13 protein-coding genes and 1 pseudogene are annotated in these 17,919 nt (G+C 69.5%); 1 reads left to right on the plus strand and 13 read right to left on the minus strand.

The window, feature by feature from the left end; genetic code table 11:
• Positions 1-111 precede the first annotated feature (111 nt).
• From ACFW9D_RS13745 to ACFW9D_RS13800, 12 genes are all read right to left on the minus strand, one after another.
• Complete coding sequence (locus tag ACFW9D_RS13745) at positions 112-1,077, minus strand: pirin family protein (protein ID WP_188338045.1); 966 nt, start codon at positions 1,075-1,077, stop codon at positions 112-114.
• Positions 1,078-1,199: 122 nt separating this feature from the next.
• Positions 1,200-1,385, minus strand: coding sequence for a hypothetical protein (locus ACFW9D_RS13750; RefSeq protein ID WP_384621393.1), 186 nt, complete (start codon positions 1,383-1,385; stop codon positions 1,200-1,202).
• A 140-nt stretch (positions 1,386-1,525) separates the two neighbouring features.
• Positions 1,526-1,885 carry a VOC family protein gene (locus ACFW9D_RS13755; protein ID WP_384621395.1) on the minus strand — a complete coding sequence of 120 codons (360 nt, stop codon included), beginning with the start codon at positions 1,883-1,885 and terminating at the stop codon, positions 1,526-1,528.
• Positions 1,886-1,992: 107 nt separating this feature from the next.
• Complete coding sequence (locus ACFW9D_RS13760) at positions 1,993-2,445, minus strand: SSI family serine proteinase inhibitor (protein ID WP_384621398.1); 453 nt, start codon at positions 2,443-2,445, stop codon at positions 1,993-1,995.
• Between the two features lie 417 nt (positions 2,446-2,862).
• The gene (locus ACFW9D_RS13765; RefSeq protein ID WP_384621401.1) at positions 2,863-5,097 is read right to left on the minus strand and encodes a family 20 glycosylhydrolase; all 2,235 of its coding nucleotides are present in this window, start codon (positions 5,095-5,097) and stop codon (positions 2,863-2,865) included.
• Complete coding sequence (locus ACFW9D_RS13770; RefSeq protein ID WP_384621404.1) at positions 5,094-8,264, minus strand: GH92 family glycosyl hydrolase; 3,171 nt, start codon at positions 8,262-8,264, stop codon at positions 5,094-5,096. Before ACFW9D_RS13770 ends, ACFW9D_RS13765 begins: the two co-directional genes overlap by 4 nt.
• A 64-nt stretch (positions 8,265-8,328) precedes the next feature.
• A complete protein-coding gene (locus ACFW9D_RS13775) occupies positions 8,329-9,837 on the minus strand; it encodes a M81 family metallopeptidase (RefSeq protein WP_384621406.1) in 1,509 nt (502 codons plus the stop codon).
• Between the two features lie 37 nt (positions 9,838-9,874).
• Entirely contained in the window at positions 9,875-11,194 is a 1,320-nt protein-coding gene (locus ACFW9D_RS13780) for an alpha-L-fucosidase (protein WP_384621469.1), read from the minus strand.
• Between the two features lie 16 nt (positions 11,195-11,210).
• Positions 11,211-12,578, minus strand: coding sequence for an alpha-L-fucosidase (locus ACFW9D_RS13785; RefSeq protein ID WP_384621471.1), 1,368 nt, complete (start codon positions 12,576-12,578; stop codon positions 11,211-11,213).
• A 51-nt stretch (positions 12,579-12,629) separates the two neighbouring features.
• Positions 12,630-13,472 carry a carbohydrate ABC transporter permease gene (locus tag ACFW9D_RS13790; RefSeq protein ID WP_188334987.1) on the minus strand — a complete coding sequence of 281 codons (843 nt, stop codon included), beginning with the start codon at positions 13,470-13,472 and terminating at the stop codon, positions 12,630-12,632.
• Entirely contained in the window at positions 13,462-14,427 is a 966-nt protein-coding gene (locus ACFW9D_RS13795) for a carbohydrate ABC transporter permease (protein ID WP_384621409.1), read from the minus strand. Before ACFW9D_RS13795 ends, ACFW9D_RS13790 begins: the two co-directional genes overlap by 11 nt.
• A gap of 3 nt (positions 14,428-14,430) precedes the next feature.
• Positions 14,431-15,717 carry an ABC transporter substrate-binding protein gene (locus tag ACFW9D_RS13800; protein ID WP_384621413.1) on the minus strand — a complete coding sequence of 429 codons (1,287 nt, stop codon included), beginning with the start codon at positions 15,715-15,717 and terminating at the stop codon, positions 14,431-14,433.
• A 149-nt stretch (positions 15,718-15,866) separates the two neighbouring features.
• Between ACFW9D_RS13800 and ACFW9D_RS13805 the strand changes: the two genes are divergently transcribed.
• Positions 15,867-17,024, plus strand: a complete 1,158-nt coding sequence (locus ACFW9D_RS13805; RefSeq protein WP_384621416.1) for an ROK family protein — start codon at positions 15,867-15,869, stop codon at positions 17,022-17,024.
• Between the two features lie 65 nt (positions 17,025-17,089).
• On the opposite strand, the pseudogene ACFW9D_RS13810 reads toward ACFW9D_RS13805, so the two are convergent.
• Positions 17,090-17,858: pseudogene (locus tag ACFW9D_RS13810) on the minus strand (transposase).
• Between the last annotated feature and the right edge of the window lie 61 nt (positions 17,859-17,919).

Here is a 17,919-nt window from a genome sequence, read left to right on the forward strand (position 1 = left end):
CTGGGGCGCCCCCAAACCCCCCCCCGAGCACCCCCGCGGGGGGGCGGGGCCCGGCGCGGGGGGGGGCGCCGCTTGTACCCACGCAAAACTCCCCGGCCCCCCGGGGCCCGGTCAGGTGTGGGGCAGACGCTCGGCGGTGGGGATGACGCCCAGGCGGCCGGCCTGGAAGTCGTCGAAGGCCTGCTGGAGTTCGGCCTTGGTGTTCATCACGAAGGGGCCGTAGTGGGCCATGGGCTCACGGATCGGCTGTCCGCCGAGGATGACCACCTCGAGGTCCGGGGTGTTCGAGTCCTGGGACTCGTCGGCCCGCACGGTCAGCGAGCCGCCCGCGCCGAAGACGGCGGTCTGGCCCATGTGGACCGGTCGCCGGTCGGCGCCGACGGTGCCGCGGCCGGCGAGCACGTAGACGAGGCCGTTGTAGTCCTCGCGCCACGGCAGAGTGGCCTCGGCGCCGGGGCGGACGGTGGCGTGCACCATCGTGATCGGCGTGTGCGTGATGCCCGGACCCTCGTGGCCGTCGAGCTCACCGGCGATGACGCGGAGCAGCGCGCCGCCGTCGGCGGTGGTGAGGAGCTTGACCTGGCCGCCGCGGATGTCCTGGTAGCGCGGGTCCTTCATCTTGTCCTTGGCGGGCAGGTTCACCCACAGCTGGAGGCCGTGGAAGAGGCCGCCGGACATGACGAGGGACTCCGGCGGCGCCTCGATGTGCAGCAGGCCGGAGCCCGCCGTCATCCACTGGGTGTCGCCGTCGGTGATGGTGCCGCCGCCGCCGTGCGAGTCCTGGTGGACGAACGTTCCGTCGATCAGGTACGTCACGGTCTCGAAGCCGCGGTGCGGGTGCCACGGGGTGCCCTTCGGCTCTCCGGGTGCGTACTCCACCTCGCCCATCTGGTCCATCATGATGAACGGGTCGAGGTACTTGTAGTTGATTCCGGCGAACGCGCGGCGCACCGGGAATCCCTCCCCTTCGAAGCCGCCCGGCGCGGTCGTCACGGCGAGCACGGGGCGCGCCGCGGCATCCGCCGGAGCTTCCACTCGGGGCAGGGTCAGCGGGTTCTCGACGGTCACAGCGGGCATTTTGGGGACCTCCTTGGCGTCCTCGTGCCTCAACTTTAGTTGAACGTAGAACTTTCTGCCACCTGGAACACGAAAAGGCCCGGAGGACATTCCCTCCGGGCCTTCGATGCGGCGGATCGCGATCAGCGGGCGTTGCCGTTGTTGAAGTGGTACTCGCCGTTGCCGCCCTGGTTGCCGTTCGCGCCGGGGCCGCGGCCGTCGGTGCCGGGCTCGACGTGGTTGGTCTTGGTGTGGACGATGTCGTCGAGGTTGTACATGGTGTACGTGCCGTCGGCGTCGAAGTACGCCCAGCCCACGAAGTTCGACACGGCCGGGTCGTCGAGGGCGACACGGTCGGCACCGGGGCCGGCATGTCATCCGATCGGCTATTTGTGGGTGCCCTGTTTTGCCGAGTCGCGCGTCGACCGGACGGCCGTGACACACGGGTCCACGGTCCTGACCAGCGCGTTCAGCTCGGGGGATCGAAGACGCAGAACTCGTTGCCCTCCGGGTCGGCAAGGACGATCCAGCGAAAGCCGTGCTCGCTCATCTCCTCAGAGAGCCGCTCGGCGCCGAGTCGTTCGAGACGGTTGGCTTCGGAGATCAGGTCTGCGGTTCCGAAGTCCAGGTCGAGGTGCATGCGGTTCTTCCCCTGCTTGGGTTCGGGGACCTGATGCAGGAGGAGGGTCGGTGCGGGAGCCCGCCCGACCAGGCTCAGATAAGGGGGTCCGTGGAATCCGCGCCGGTAGTCCAGCGGGGCCAGTGCTGCGAGCCAGAAGTTCGCTTGCGCTTCCGTGTCGACACAATCCAGCGTCACGACGATCTGCATGGCGGCACGGTAGGAGCGCTGTTCCGTCTTGGCGATCCATTTTCCGCAGCGCGGGGGCTCCCGGGGGTTGCGGGTGCCGCCCCCCCGAGAGCCTCTGCGCCCAGGCGTCAGAAGGCCAGAGCCGTGCTCCGTGCGAGCTCGGCGTTCATGGTGCAGCCGTTGGCGTACGTGGTCGACCAGTCGATTCGCCGGCCTTCCCAGACTCCGGTCGCGGAGATCGTGACCGGAGCCCATTCCTTGGTGCACAGGGCGTGAGGCGCAGGCTTCGACAGCTCCGCGAACATGCCGTTGACGGCGGCCAGTTCGGCACACGCGTCGGCTGCGGCGGGGTGGGTCCCGGCCGGGCTCGGCGCGCAGGTGAGCGTGACCGAGCGGGTCACCGTGGCGTTCGCGGCATCGGGGCCCGGGCCGACGGCGAGGACGAGATCGCTCGGCGCGTAGAGCCCCTGGGTGGCCACGCTCACGGTGCGGCTGCTGTTCTGCGCGGTCGCGGTCGTGAGTGCCGTGGTCAGGAGGCAGGCGGCGACGGCCGTGACAAAGGCTGCTCGTGCGTGACGCATGGTGGTCCCTCTCTGGCTTCCCCGGGGTTTCCGAGGTCTGCGGAATTGCGCGTGGTGGGCGCAGAGGGGAGTGTTCCGATTGCGGAGAGTACGCACCACTGGTGCGGCCGACTATCGGACAGCTGTGTCCGTTGAGCGGTGAACGAGCGGCAAACGCCTCTGGTGAGGCAGGCGATGTGGGTACGCCGGCGGGTCTGACGCGCCGCCGAGGGACGGTAGTTCACTGCGCAAAGGCCGTCTGACCTGGCCCGGAGGACGTTCCGTTCTCAAGCATGGCGTTCGGCGTTCACGACAGTCGACCGGAAACAGCCCCTGCCCCGCCGCACTGCACCGCCCGAACACAGATCGCTTGGGCAATGGCATATCAACTCGAAACCTGCTCGGGGTTCCCCACGACCTGGGGAACCCCGAGACAGGTCACCGCTGCGGTGGGTTCAACTCGAGTGATTCGACCGGCTGTCGGAAGCCAGGCGCGTGACCGAGCTTGCGCAGGTAGGGGTCGAAGGAGGCGAAGTCACGCACTGGGTCGGGAGAGTTCCACACCGACTGGGCGTGCGCCCGCAGCCGGGGGAGCAGCGTCTGGGTGAGGACGTACTCGGGGGCCCAGCCGTGCGGGTCGTCCCAGATGGGGAAGAACTGCCCGACGCTGTCGCTCTCGGCAGGCACACTGTAGGGGGCGCCCCAGCCGCCGGAGTACACGTACGGGCTGCCGTACGCCGTCCACTGGTCGGTCGGCCACGGCTGGTTGATGGTGTTGTTCTTGTTGTCGGCCGTCAGGGGCGGCCACAGGTCGTGGTACAGGTCGGACGACGAGCCGATGAGGGTGAAGCCCGCGTCGAGATAGGCGTTCGCCGGTGGCGCGTCGTAGATCTCGGCCCAGTAGTCGATCGTGATGTCACGGCTCAGCCGGACGGCGCCGCCGGCCGGGTCGCTGATCATGTCGTTCCACATCCAGGTACCACGATCGTCCTTGGCGAGTTCGCCCGACAGGTAGTTGAACAGCGCCTTGTAGCCGTCCTCCCCGGTGGCCTCCGGCCCGGCGAAGCCGCGGACCCAGGACAGCAGCCGCGGGTTGTCCGCGTCGAAGAACTCGTCACCGCCGACATGTACGTACGGCGCGTCGAACGTCGCCCCGATCTCCCGGACCCACCGCGCCAGACGCTCCCGCACATCGGCACGGGAGTAGTCGTACCCCGTGTTCCCCGGCAGCGCGTACTGCGGATACACCTGAAGGTCGAGACTGCTGTGCCCGGGTACGTCGATCTCCGGGACGATGGTGACGTGGTACCGACGGGCGAACGCGACGAGGTCGGCGATCTCGGCCTTGGTCCACGACCCGCCCGCGGGCAGCCGGTCGACCAGTTCCGGTGCCACCGCGCTCTCGACCCGTAGGCCCTGGTCGTCCTTCACCCGCAGTTGCAGATAGTTCATCTTGGAGTAGGCCAGATCCTTGATCTGGTTCTTCAGCCAGCTGATCGAGTAGTAGCGCCGCCCGGAGTCGACCTGAAGTCCGCGGAAGGCCTGGTCCGTCCAGTCCGTCACCACGCCGCCGGGCAGCCGTCCGGCCGACCGCAGGGCCTGCAGGACGGTCTGAGCGCCGTAGTACGCACCCGTGCCGGACCCACCGGTGACCACGACCGCGTCCTCGTCGATGTCCAGGCGGTAGGCCTGCGACTCCAGGGCGCGCGCCTTGGCAGGAGCGGCGGACAGGTCCACCCCTCCCGTGGTCAGCAGGATTCCCCGCGGTACGGACGCGTGATTGTTCACCACGCGCACCGTGGCCGTCCGGACCAGCTTGGCCTCGACGAACTCCTCGGCGACCCGCTCGGCGTCACCGCGCAGCGCGGCGGCCTGTCCGCGGCGTACGGAGACCGTGAGGTCGGCCTGCGGCCGCCACGACCCGCCCTCGCGACGCGCGAACGACTGCACCGCGGGGACGGTGACCGGGAACCCGTTCGCTCCCGGCGACCGGGTGTCACCTCCGGGCGCGGGCGCCGGGTCTTCCGCCGGGCCGACCTCGCGGATCGTGAAGTCGTCGCAGTAGCCGGGCCCCGAGCCGCTGCCCAGCTCGTTCAGGAAGCAGAACGCGTTCAGCTCTTTCGTGCGCGGCCCCGTCGTGACGGTGCGCTTCACCGTGGTCCAGGCCGCGTCGGTGACGTCGACGTAGTGCGCGGCGCCGCGGTAGTACGCGACGCTCTCGGCGTCGAAGACTCCGACCCGCACCGACGCGCCGCCGGAGGCGCGGACCTTGGCGGTGAACTCGTAGACCGTGTTGGGTTCGACGTGCCGGATCGGCTTGTTCACCATGCCGCGCGACACGCCCGTGCCGCGTACCGGCAGGTTGCCGCCCTTCGGGGTGCGGCTGTCCCCGTCGTACGCGAGTCCGACCTGCGCCGCGTGGCCCGACCCCGAGGCGCCCGGAGCGACGAGGGAGGCGTGGTAGTACTGCCCGCCGTCGAAGGTGCCGGACTCGAATCCCGGGTCGGACATCACCGGCTGGCCGCCCTCGGCGCTCGCCGGCGAACCGCCCAGCGCGGTCAGCAGGCCGGCGCACAGGGCCAGCGCCGCCGCGGTGGCCGACGCGCGCCGTGACACGGTCTCGCGGCGCTTCGTCGACCGGGGACCAGGCTGTCTTCCGGAGTTCTGTGTCATGACGGGTTCACCTCGACCTCGGCGAGCGACAGGGTGGTGGTGGTGGCGAGTTGGATGCGGATATAGCGTCCCGAGGCCCGCACCGGGACCTCGGTCGGCGTGGCGGCTGTGTCCGTGCGGTGGACGGCGGTCACACCGGGCTGGGCGAGCGCCTCGGCGAGCGAGTCGCCGGTGAAGGGGGTGTCGGAGACGAGGACGTAGTAGTCGGTCAGGCGCTCCGAGCAGCAGTCGGTGCGGTTCCACACCGTGACGTCGGAGATGGCTCTCGAGGCGCCGAGGTCGACCTGCCACCAGGGCTCCGCCGAACCGTCCTCGGCGGTGTGGGTGACCGACCCGACGGTGTAGTTGCCGTCGGTGTTGCCGTCGACGGCCCGTGCCGCGACACCGCCCCAGGCGGTGCTCCTCTGCGTGGCCGGCTTGCCGTACGACAGCGAGGTGACCTTCAGGGAGAGGAACGTGCTGCCCAGCGGCTCACCGGTCGACGTGTCGGTCATCGTGACCTCGACGGTGCGCAGGCCGGGCTTGGCGGAGTCGCCCGCGGCGACCGTCACCTCGGTGGCCGCCCGGCCACCGGCGTCGACGCTCAGCCGGCCCGAGGACGGTGTCACGGTGATGCCGTCGGACGCGTCGGCGGTGAAGGCGACCTCGGCCCGGGAGCCGGTGAGATTGGCGGCGCCCACGCTCGCCTTGAGGTTTCCGCCCGGTGCGAGGAGCGCCGGACTGGCATCGGGCAGCGAGGAGTACGGCCGCACCCCGGCGTCCGTCGTGCCGTGCCGCGGCGGCTGAGCGTCGCTTCCCCGGCCCCAGTCGGTGCTCGACGGGTCGGAGGTCAGAGCGAACCGGACGGTACCCGCGTTCAGCAGATCACCGTGCTTGATCCACGACTTCGTCCAGGCCCGGTCGCCGACCCGCACGGATGACACGTACTGCAGCTTCGAGCGGTCCGCACCCGGCGTGACGATGTCGACGGGCCGGCCGCCGTCCGGCTGGATCCGCACCCGGTCGAACATCGGCGCGCTGAGCACGTACTCGGCGGAGCCCGGCATCACCTCGTAGAAGCCGATCATCGACCAGACCGACCAGGACGAGAGAGTGCCGAGGTCGTCGTTGCCGGGCATGCCGTAGGCGTCGTCCGTGAACAGCGGCTGCGCGGCGCGCAGCACCGCCGAGGTCTTCCACGGCTGATCCGTCCACGCGTACATCCAGGGCGCGTGCAGATCGGGCTCGTTGTTCGGGTTGAACGCGAAGTTGTTGTGGTAGTCGTACGCCCCGACGACCCACGACTTCTTCGCCACCCCGGTGTGGTCGCGCAGCAGTTCCGGCATGTCGAAGAAGGTGTCGAGACGCTGCTGCGCCTTGGCCTTTCCGCCCATCAGCGCGAACAGGCCCGGAGCGTCCTGCTGCGCCAGCCACTGGTACTGCCACGCGGTGCCCTCGTGGAAGCCGGTGCTCTGCGTCGGGTCGGAGCTCCCGGCCCAGGTGCCCTGAGGTGTGCGGGCGCGCGGGAAGCCGTCGAAGCCCTTCGAACTCACGCCGAAGTCCCACTCGTCGGCGAAGTTCCCGCACCGTGCCCGCAGCGTCTTCTCCTTCGCCGTCTCACCGAGACCGCCGGCCATGCCGGCGAGACCGCAGTCGGCCAGCGCGTACTCCAGCGTCGCGGACCCGGCCTGACGGGAGTCGCCCCAGGTGTAGCCGCCCTTGTCCTGGTAGCCGATCCAGCCGTTGTGCGTGTACGTCGGGTTGCCGTCGCGGCCGCGGAACACCGACTGGTCCGACGGCACCTGGGTGACGTTCTTCCACAGCGCGTCGAACAGGGCGCGCGCGGTGGGCTTGTCGAGCAGTCCGCGGGCGTACAGGGAGGTGATGAACGGCGTCGGGCCCTCGCCGCTCATCACGTTGGTCTCGCTCGATGCGAGCGCCCAGCGTGGCAGCCAGCCGCCGTCCTGGTAGACGTGCAGCAGCGACTTCGCGATGTCGGTGGCGCGGCGCGGTTCGAGGAGCGCGACGAGCTGGTTCTGCGTCCGGTACGTGTCCCACAGCGAGAGCATCTGGTAGTACGGCCGGTCGCTGCGGTGCACCTTCTTGTCGAAGCCCATGTAACGCCCGTCGACGTCGGAACCGACCGACGGATGAAGCGTCGCGCGGTACAGCGAGGAGTAGAAGGTGCGCCGGTCGGCTTCGCTGCCGCCGGCCACCTGCAGCCGGTCGAGCTGGCGCGCCCAGGTCCGGTGGGCGGCCGCCCTCACCGAGTCGAAGGTCTGATCCGCGCTCTCCGTACGGCGGTTGAGCCGGGCGCCGTCGACCGAGGTGTAGGAGATGCCGACGGCCGCACCCACCTGGCCGCCGCCGCTGAATCCGACCATCGCGCCGCCGTCGGCCCGCGAACCGTCCGACGGCGTTCCGCTGATGGCGGCCGACCGCCGGCCGGAGGCGACGTCATCTCCGTCGGCCCAGGTGCCGAAGGTGTCGAAGGCCCGGTCGAACTTGGCGCTGAAGAAGACCTTGTACCGCTCCTTGCCCGTCTCCCAGCAGAAGTTGCCGCCGGTGATCCAGCCCTCGACCGTGTCGTCGCCGACGACGTCCACGTGACCGGCGTACGTGTAGCCGTTGCTGGAGCCGACGTTGACCACCACGGTCCGCCGGTCGGCGTTCGCCGGGAAGGTGTAGCGCTGCCACCCGGTCCGCGCGGTCGCCGTCAGTTCGGCGCTCACTCCGTTGTCCAGGCCGACCTTGTAGTAGCCGGGCTCGGCCTTCTCGTCGGCGTGGCTGAAGCCGGCCGCCTGCTGTTCGGGCCGCGTCCCGGGGAACGCGCCGGGCACCGGCATCAGACGGATGTTCCCGTTGGTCTGGCAGCCGACGCCGGACAGATGCGTCTGGCTGAATCCGAGGATCTCCGAGTCCGCGTAGTCGTACGAGGCATAGGAGTTGAGCCGGGTGTCGGGGCTGTTCTGCACCATTCCGAAGGGCAGCGCCGCCCCGGGGAACGTCGTGCCCGACCCGTTGTTCCCGATCGAGGTGTTCACATAGGCCGTCGGATCCTCGGGGAACGACGGTCCCGCCGTGGGGGACGCGGCCGTGGACGTGGCCGGTGTCCCGCTGATCAGGACGGCCGCGGAGGCCAGGACGGACAGGATTCGGACCAGGCGGACTGGTCTCGGCAATCGCATGGACTCTCCCTGGGAGATCGAATGCTGACTGGGTGCGACATCGTTGTCACACCTATGTGTCCCCTTACTCCTCGGGCCGGTCGAGCGGACGGTCGGAGGCGGGGACGATCCGGGCGGTGAGGTCCGGGTCGGGCATTCGCGGGTCGAAGGGGAACATCGGCCGGCGGATGCGGTGGTGACCGAGTCGTGTGAGGTGCTGGTCGACGCCGCCCGGGGTGAGTGCCATCTTCCAGTCGGCGGCCATGGCGAAGAGTTCCGGTTCCAGATAGCCGATCTTGACGATGACGACATCGGCCGTGCGCGGGTTCAACGCGAGGTCGGTGAAGTCGTGTTCGTGGTGGTACGGCTTGCGCAGCCGGGTCAGGATCACGTACACGCTGCCGATCCGCAGCACCACCTCCGTCCGCGCGTCCCGGTCGCCGTGCCGTACCGCGTGCACCACGCCGGTCATGGTGAGGGGCCCGGCGTGCCGGTCGTCGACCTCGGCGCCCGCGGTGACGGTGACCGTCGCTCCGACCCCTGCCCGCACGGCCGCATCGACCGCGGCCGGGCCCGGCAGTGCGGCGTACAGCACGGTCGGTCCGGACGGATCCTGGAACTCGGGGCGGGCCAGTACGCGTGCGAGGCTCCAGGTGACGTCGCCGGCGCCGCCCGCCGTCGGGTTGTCGCCGGTGTCGCTGACGAAGTACGGCCGCGCCGTGGAGGCGAGTGCCTCGTCGAGACACGCGTCGAGGGTGCCCGTCGGGGCGACGAAGGCGAAGTCGTGCCGCGCGTCCCAGAGGCCGCGCGCCAGCCGCTCGGCGCCTGCCGTGACGGCGGTTTCGTCGGAGCCGGTGACGACCACGGCCGCGCGGTTGCGCGGCTCGTCCGCCCACGCGTAGCCGACCCAGACCGCGGCGTCCGTCACTCCCTCGGCCGCCTCCACCTCGTCGACGGCCGCGTACACGCTCCGGGCGGGCTCGACCCGGGTCGAGGTCTGCTCGCCGGCCAGCAACACCGGCACCGGGATCCACGCCTTCACCGGACGCGGTCCGCCGCCCGCCAGATGGTCGACGAGGTTGCGGGCGGCGCGCTCCTCGGTCTCCATCGTGTCCTCGTGCGGAGCCGTGCGACAGCAGGTGATCAGGTCGGTCAGGTGGACCAGAGCGCGCGAGACGTTGCCGTGCAGGTCCATGGAGGTGGACACGACGACGTCGGGGCCCACGGTCTCGCGGATGCGGGCCAGCAGGTGCGCTTCGGCGTCGTCCAGCCCCTCTACGGTCATCGCACCGTGGATGTCGAACCAGAGGCCGTCGACCGGCCCCAACTCCTTGAGACGCTCGATGAGTTCGCCGGACAGGGCGGCATACGCGGATGCCGTCACCGTTCCGCCGGGCAGGGCCTTGCCGACCAGGACACCACGCCAGTCGGCGGCGGAGCGCAGGGGTTGCCCGTGCGCCAGGAACGGACAGCGGGCGAGGACGTCGGTGCCGCGCTGCGGGTGGAAGGCGGGGGCCTCGGTCCGGGCCGGGGAGAACGTGGACGACTCGATGCCCAGACCGGCGACGGCGATCACGGGAAGGGGTGTCGGCATGGCTCCTCCGTGAGCTGACAGGGGTGGTCGCCGGGGCCTACGGGGTGGCATCGGAGGCGGCCTGGTCGCGGGTGTGCGTGCGGTAGAGGTCGAGTTCGCCGTCGAGTTCGAGGGCCAGCACGGTGCACAGCGGGTCGAGGTGGTCGTCGGTGAGGTGGATGTACTCCCATCCGGGCACCTCGTCGAGGCCGCCGACGCGCTCGTGCCGTACCTCCGTGTCCGCGCCGAGCACCCGCACCGAGGTCACCGCGTTGCGTACACCGCGCAGGACCACGAATTCGCTGGGGCGGTCGAAGACGAAGAGATACAGCGTCCTGCGGTCGGCGGAGAGCGTCGAGGGGCCGTAGAAGTGGCCGTGCGGCATCCCCCGGTCCGTCCCGTACACGGCGGGGGAGTGCCGGCCGATCCACTCTCCCAGGGCCTCCAGACGGGCGACCTGCTCCGGGAGAATGGTGCCGTCGGCCTGCGGACCCACGTCGAGGAGCAGGTTGCCGCCACCGCCGATGGTCTCCGCGAAGATGCGGACCAGTTGCCGCGGCGACTTGTGGTGGGTGTCCTGGGGTTGATGGCCCCAGGAGTCGTTGATGGTCAGGCACAGCTCCCACGGGCCGATGGGCGGCTCGATGGGCACGCCCTGTTCGGGCGTCGCGTAGTCGCCGTGTCCGGTCAGTCTGCCGTTGACGACGGTGTGCGGTGAGCGGGTACGGATCTCCGTGGCCAGCGCTTCCATGCCCCATTGTTCGGGGGTTCGCTCCCACTCGCCGTCGAACCACAGGAGGTCGGGCCGGAAGCGTTCCAGGAGCTCGCGGACCTGGGTCCGGTGGAAGTCCAGGAAGTTCCCCCAGCGGGCCGGGTCCTCTTCGCCGGGTGCGGGCACCGAGTAGGGGTTGCCGCGCTCCAGGGGGTCCTGGTCGGGCTTGCGCACCGTGGCGTAGTCCGGGTGGGACCAGTCCAGGTGGGAGTAGTAGAGGCCGGCCTTCACCTCGCGTCGGCGCAGCGCCGCGACGTACTCGGCGACGAGGTCACGTCCGGCGGGGGTGCGCTTGACCACCGACAGGTCGTTCGCACCGGTGTCCCACAGCGCGACCCCGTCGTGGTGCTTGGCGGTGAGCACGGCGTAACGGGCGCCCGCGCGGACGAAGAGGTCCGCCCACGCGTCGGGGTCGAAACGGTCGGCGGTGAACCGGTCGAGCTGTGTCATGTACCGGTCGTACGGAACCCGGCCGTCGAAGAACGACCAGGACTCGGCGACGCCGTCCACGCTGTAGATGCCCCAGTGGATGAAGATGCCGAGCTTGGCCTCGGTGAACCAGCGTTGTGAAGTCATCGTGACAGCTCCGTCGGTGGGTCGGTGAATCGCTCGGTGCTCCGCGTCATGCGACGCAGCCTTCGATGGCGAGCACGGCCGCGGCCGCTCCCCGCAGCTCCTCCGGCACGATCACCGTGCCGTCCGGGTCCGTGGCCGCTCTTTGACGGCCGGCCGCGGTGAGCCAGCTCGCGGGGCGGCCGGCGGCGAGCTCGGCGACATCACGGGCCGGTGCCAGCCGTCCCCGGTCCGGCGCCAGGTCCGTCACGAACAGGGTCTTCTCCCGCGTGGTGTAGCGCACGGGATGACCGGCCGGGTCGGTGTGGCGGATCCAGGGCCGGGTGCCGTAGACGGCTTCGCCGTTGACCCGTAGCCACTGTCCAAGGCGGCGCAGCCGTGAGACCTGGCTCTCCGGCAGCGAGCCGTCGGCCCGCGGGCCCACATTGAGCAGCAGGTTGCCGTTCTTGGCCACGGTGTCGACGAGCAGCCGGATCAGCTCGGCGGCGCTGAGGAGATGCCGGTCGTCCTCGGCCGCGTTGTGGCCGAAGGACTGCCCGAGTCCCCGGCACGCCTCCCACACCGGCTCGGACGGTTCCTGTTCGGTCAGGTACTCGCGTGTGCGCACGCCGTGGTACGGCACGCCCCAGCGGTCGTTGACCAATCCGTCGGGCACCTGCTCGAGGTAGCGGGCGAACAGCGCGGCCAGGTCCCGGTCGCCGCTGCCCTTTCCGTCGTCCGGCCAGTCGATGTCGTTCCAGAGGTAGTCGGGCCGGAACCGCCGAACCAGTTCGTCGAGCTGCGCGTGTGCGTAGTCGGCGAAGGACCTGTCGTTGCGGCGCAGTTCGAACAGGTCCGTCAGCGAGCGGATCGGCGGCAACGTGCTCACGTGCCAGTCGAGGGCGCCGGAGAAGTACAGGCCGAGGCGCAGATCGTGGCGGCGTGCGGCGCCGCTCAGCTCGGCCAGCAGGTCGCGGCGGGGCCCGCGGCGTGCCGCGCTGAACGGGGTGGTGTCCGAGTCCCAGAGGCAGAAGCCGTCGTGGTGCTTGGCCGTGGGCACGACGTAGCGTGCGCCGCATTCGGCGAACAGGGACATCCACGCGTCGGCGTCGAAGCGCTCGGCCGTCCACAGGTCGGCCAGGTCCTCGTACGAGGTGCCCACGCCGTACGTCTCCTCGTGGAAGCGCCGGGTGGGCGATCCGGCGATGCGCACGGTGTTGGCGTACCACTCGGCGTAGGGATGGTGGGCGTACTCCAGCTCGACGGGGGTGTGGACGCCGGGGTCGCGGGGCGTGCCCCAGGCGGGCACCGAGTAGATGCCCCAGTGGACGAAGATGCCGAACTTGGCGTCGGTGTACCAGCGCGGCAGGGAGGCGGACGGGTAGGCGGGGGTCTGTGCACCGAGGTCGGGACCGGTGCGTCGGTCGAAGCGCAGCAGGGGATCCTCCTATGAGGCCACGGTGAAACACGTCCAGTCGGTCTGGCCGGGTCAGCGGCCGGCCAGGCCGGTGGCGGCGATGCCTTTCACCAGGTGCTTCTGCAGAGCGATGAGCAGGAGCAGGGTCGGGACGAGGGAGATGACGGAGGCGGCCATCACCAGATGCCACTGGTTGCCGTTCTGTCCGAAGAACAGCTCCAGGCCGAGCGGCACGGTGCCGAGTGCGCTGACGTCGTTGACGATGATGAGCGGCCACAGGAAGCTGTTCCAGTAGCCGATGAAGGTGAAGACCGCGAGGACGCTGAGTGCGGGGCGGGCGATCGGCAGCATGACGGAGCGGAAGGTGCGCAGGGGCGAGCAGCCGTCGAGGGTGGCGGCCTCCTGCAGCTCGTACGGGATCCCGCGGAAGAACTGCCGCAGCAGGAACGTGCCGAACGCGGTGAAGGCCCAGGGGAAGATGAGCGCCTGGTAGCTGTTCACCCAGCCGAACTCCTGCATGAGGATGAACATCGGGACCACCAGCACCTCCTGCGGCACCATCAGGGTCGCGAGAAAGACCAGGAAGAGGCCGTCCCTGCCGCGCCACTTCAGCCGGGCGAAGGCGTAGGCGCCCAGGGAGGAGGCGGTGAGGACGACGAGCGTGCCGATGACGGCCACCAGGAGACCGTTGAGGATGAACCGCTGGAACGGAAGGTAGTCGAAGACGTCGGCGAAGTTCTGCCAGCGCAGGTGGGAGCCGGTGAGCGCGGTCGGGTCGGCGAAGGTCTCGCCCGGCGGTTTGAGCGCGGTGGCCACGGCGTAGACGACGGGTGCGAGGAACAGCAGGGTGACCGCTGCGAGCAGCACATGGGAGACCACACTGCGCGGGGTCCAGCGGATCTTGTCAGTGCTCATAGTGCACCCACCGCTTCTGGCCGAGGAACTGCACGGCGGTGATCAGCAGGATGACGGCGAAGAGGAGCCACGCGCCGGCGGCGGCCACACCGAGGTCGCGCGAGACGAAGCCGTTCTCGTAGACGTTCTGCACCATCGTCACCGTCGAGTCTCCCGGTCCTCCCCGGGTGAGGATGTAGGTCTGGGTGAACACCTGCATCGACGTGATCATGGTCATGGTGGTGACGAAGAAGACCGCGGGTGACATGAGCGGCAGCTGGACGCGAAGGAACTTCGTCAGACCCCGAGCCCCGTCGATCTCGGCGGCCTCGAGCACGGAGCGCGGCAGTTGGTCGATGGCGGCCGAGAACACGACGAGGTTGTAGCCGATGCCCTGCCACACGCTCATGACGACGACGGAGATCATCGCCGTGCCGGAGTCGGCGAGGAAGTTCGGTGCGGTGATGCCGAACCAGCTGTCGAGGTAGTGGGCGATGACGCCCTGGGGCTGGTAGAGCATCTTCCAGATCACTGCGTTGACCACCATCGGTGTGATCGCGGGAATGAAGAAGAGCACTCGGAACAGCTGCTGCCAGCGGCTGTTGGAGATCCAGAACGCCAGGGCCAGGGAGAGCACGACGTTGAGCGGCAGGAACAGTGCGGTGAAGACGAAGGTGTTGCGCACGGAGACGAGGAAGCCGGGGTCCTCGAGGAGCAGATAGCGGAAGTTGCCGAGCCCGAGGAAGGACCGCTCGCCGAAGATGGGCCAGTGGTACAGGCTCATCACGACGGCCATCGCCACCGGGAACAAGGTGAAGACGGTCAGTCCGACGACCCCGGGGGACAGGAAGCCGTAGGCGTACCAGCGTTCCCGGCGACGGGGACCGCCGCGGCGGCCCCCGTCCCGGACCCGGCTCGGCCGGGCGGCGGAGCCGGGCGCGGGCCGGGTGCGCTGCTCGATCGGTGGTGTCGCCACGGGTCAGCGGCCCGCCTTCTTCTGAATGGCCGTCAGCGCGGACTCGGCCGACGTCGACCCTGTGTAGGCCTCGAGCAGGTACTGGCTGAACAGAGTGTTGACCTCGTCCCAGTTCTGGGTTCCGACGAACGGCTCGCCGCCGGCGAGTCCGTCGCGGACGGCGCTCATCCCGGCCTTGACCGTCTCGGTCTGCCCGCCGGTCTGCTGGGTGAGGAACTTCTCGTACGCGGGCTGCGCCGCGGTGCGGGCGGGGAAGACGCGGCCCTGCCCGGCGAGGTAGTTCTGCGCTTCGGGACCGGTGAGCACGGAGAGCGCCTCGACCGCTTCCCTTTTGTAGGCGCAGGTCTTGGAGACGCCGAATCCGGAGTTGGCGACGTAGGTCTTCGAACCGTCGGGACCGGCCGGGATCGGCGCCACGCCGACCTTGAACTTCGCCTGGCTGGAGGTGGATCCGAGATTCCACGTGCCGTCGACGGCCATCATCGCGTTGCCGTTGACGAACTGGGTCTCGGCCCAGCCGCCGTCGCTGGAGCTGGCCGGGACGCTCGCCGCCTTGTCCTTGGTGGCCAGGCCCGAGTACCAGGTCATGGCCTTGACCATCGCCGGGTCGTCGAGTTGCGCCTTGCCGTCGGTGGTGACGGGGCGGGCGTCGTTGTAGGTCAGTGCCATGGTCAGCATGGGGAGGTCGGAGAAGGAGAGCCCGAAGCCCGTCTTCCCGTTCTTGGTCAGGGACTTCGCCGCCTTCTCGAAATCCGCGACGGTCCAGCCCGTCTTCGGCTCGTCGAGGCCCGCCTTCGCGAACGCGTCCTTGTTGTAGTACATGAGCATGCTGGCAAGGTCCATCGGCAGGGCGTACTGCTTGCCCTGCCACTGGAGGGCCTCGAGTGCGGCCGGTTCGAATCCGTCGGTGCCGGCGCCGTCCTTCAGCAGGGAGTCCAGTGGCTCCATGAGGTCCGTGAAGCCGGACAGCCGAAGGCTCTGCATGCTCACGAGGCACGGCTGGTCGCCACCCGCGGCCTGGGTCTGCAGTTTGGTGAAGTAGTCCTTGAACGGGGCGGTCTTCAGTTCCAGCTTGATGTCGGGGTGCTCTTGGGTGACGAGGGACGCGAGGTGCTTCAGCTGCTTCTCCTCGTCGGCTCCGGCGGCCCACATCTGCCAGGTCAGGGTCACCGATCCATCCGACTTCTTCGACCCTCCCGATCCTTCGCCGGACGAGCCTCCACACCCGGCGAGTGCGACGAGTGCTCCCGCCGTCGCGACGCCGGCCCACTGCACGGCACGCAAGCGCATGTCCTGACCTCCTCATTCGATACCCGACAGGGGAAGGGGGAAGTGACTGAGCATTTATTTCGGGTCCGAGTAAATTGGGACGGTAGAGGTGCAAAGATCGGACGTCAAGGGTTCCAACTCGACGCGCTCACAGGCGAAATGGGGATGACGTGAAGGCACAACCACCGGCACCCGGGGATCTGATCCGGACCGAGATCCTGGCGCTGCTCGGAGCAGCCGGGCCGCTCAGCCGGGCGGAGATCGCCCAGCAGCTGCGGGTGGGAGCCGCGACCGTCACCGACCACACCCGGCGGCTCATCACCGAAGGGTTCGTCCGCGAACTGGAGCCCCACGCCTCCTCCGGCAAGGGCCGTCCCCCGGTCCCGCTCCAACTCGTCCCCAGCGCCGCTCATGTCCTCGGCCTGCGCGTCGCCGTCGACCATCTGGCAGGCGTCGTGGTCGGGCTCGACGGGCAGATCACCGACGAGTTCCGTCTCCCTCTACGGGTTGCGGAGTCACCCGTCCCCCTGCTCACCCGGGTATTGCAGGAGGAGATCGAGGCACGGCGGAACACCACGCCCATCCGCGGGATCGGCGTCGCGGTCCCCGGCATGGTGGATCCGACGACGGGCGTCGTACGACTCTCCGCGATCATGGACTGGCACGATCTGCCGCTGGCCGCGGAGCTCGGGCGATCCCTGCCCATGCCCGTTCTCGTCGACAACGACCTTCGTTCCAGCACGACGGCCGAGCTGCTGTTCGGCATGGGCCGCGATCACGACGACTTCCTCGTCGTCGGCATCGGTGACGGTCTCGGGATGGGCGTCGTGCTGGAGCGACGCGTCCAGCGCGGCGCGGACGGACTCTCGGGCGAGTTCGGCCACATGCCCGTCGATCGGACCGGGCCGCTGTGCAACTGCGGCAACCGCGGCTGTCTGCAGTCCTTCGTCGGGCAGACGGCACTCTTGGACGGAGCCCGCCGCGCCGGCGTCGGGCTCGGAGCAGGCGACGGGCTCGCCGCGCTGGCCGACGCCGCCGAACGAGGGGAACCGGCGGTCCTCTCCGTCCTGGACGAGGCCGGCGAGCTGCTCGGACGCAGCGTCGCCGGCGTCGTCAACATCCTCGCGGTCAAAGCGGTCAAGGTGATCGGCGAGGGCCTCGTGCTGTGGCCCCACCTCGGCCCGGCCTTCACCGCGGCGGCCGTCGCCGGGGCGATCGAACCGCTGCGGGACCTGGAGATCACCGTGTCACCGTGGCGGGACACGGAGCACGCGCGGGGTGCGGCCTGCCTGCTGCTCGCCCGCAGCGGAGCGATCACCAGGGCCTAAAGGCTGTCCCGTAATGATCAACTGAGTCGACACGTCAGCGTCGGGGCTGGCCGCCTTGGGCCGGTCTACCCGGCGAGCGCGAGGTTGTGCAGGCGGGCTATGCAGTGCATGGCGTGATGAACGCCGTCTCCCCTCCGGCAGTCGCGGAGGAGCTTCCAGTTCTTCATGCGGGCGAAGGTGTGCTCGACGCGGGCACGGACCTTGCGGTGTGAGCGGTTGTGCGCCTCTTTCCAGGCCGGGAGTTCGGCCAGGCCTGGTTTGCGACGGTGCGGGATCACCAGGCCAGTGCCGCGGTAACCGCCGTCAGCGATCACCATGGTGTTGCCGACGGCAGCCTTCGCACCGGACAACTCCCATGCTCTGCAGTCGTTGCGGTTGCCAGGAAGGGGCTGGCCAACCGTGACGACCATCCGCGTATCGGCGTCGATGACGACTTGGTAGTCGGTGGGTTACCGGTAGTTCTTCGACTGCTCGGCCACCGTGTGGTCACGCGTGGGGACCAAGGTGCCGTCCACGATGAGCACGGTGCTCTTGCGGAACCGTCTGCGCTGCCGGAGCGCGAGCAGCGGTGCGAAGCGGTTGATGATGCGGTCGGCCGCAGACTTCGAGACTCCGAGCAGCGGCGCGGGCTGGCGCAGCGTCAAGTTGGTGCGCCAGTACGCCGCGACCAGCAGGACCCGGTCCTCCAAGGGCAGGCTCCCACGGCCGGCCTCGGCTGACCGCGTCCGCTCCCTCACGGCGCAGGGCGCTCACCAGCTTGCCGAAGCAGCGTGGGCTCAGCCCCGTGAACGGACCTGTCCAGGACGGCTGCGACGCCGTGATCACTGCTGCCACAAGATCGCCCCACCGCCCCCGAAGCCCAGACTTACGGAGATCAGTGCCTGCGAGAATTTCG

It is taken from the genome of Streptomyces sp. NPDC059524, from assembly GCF_042749255.1.
Lineage (GTDB): Bacteria > Actinomycetota > Actinomycetes > Streptomycetales > Streptomycetaceae > Streptomyces > Streptomyces xanthii.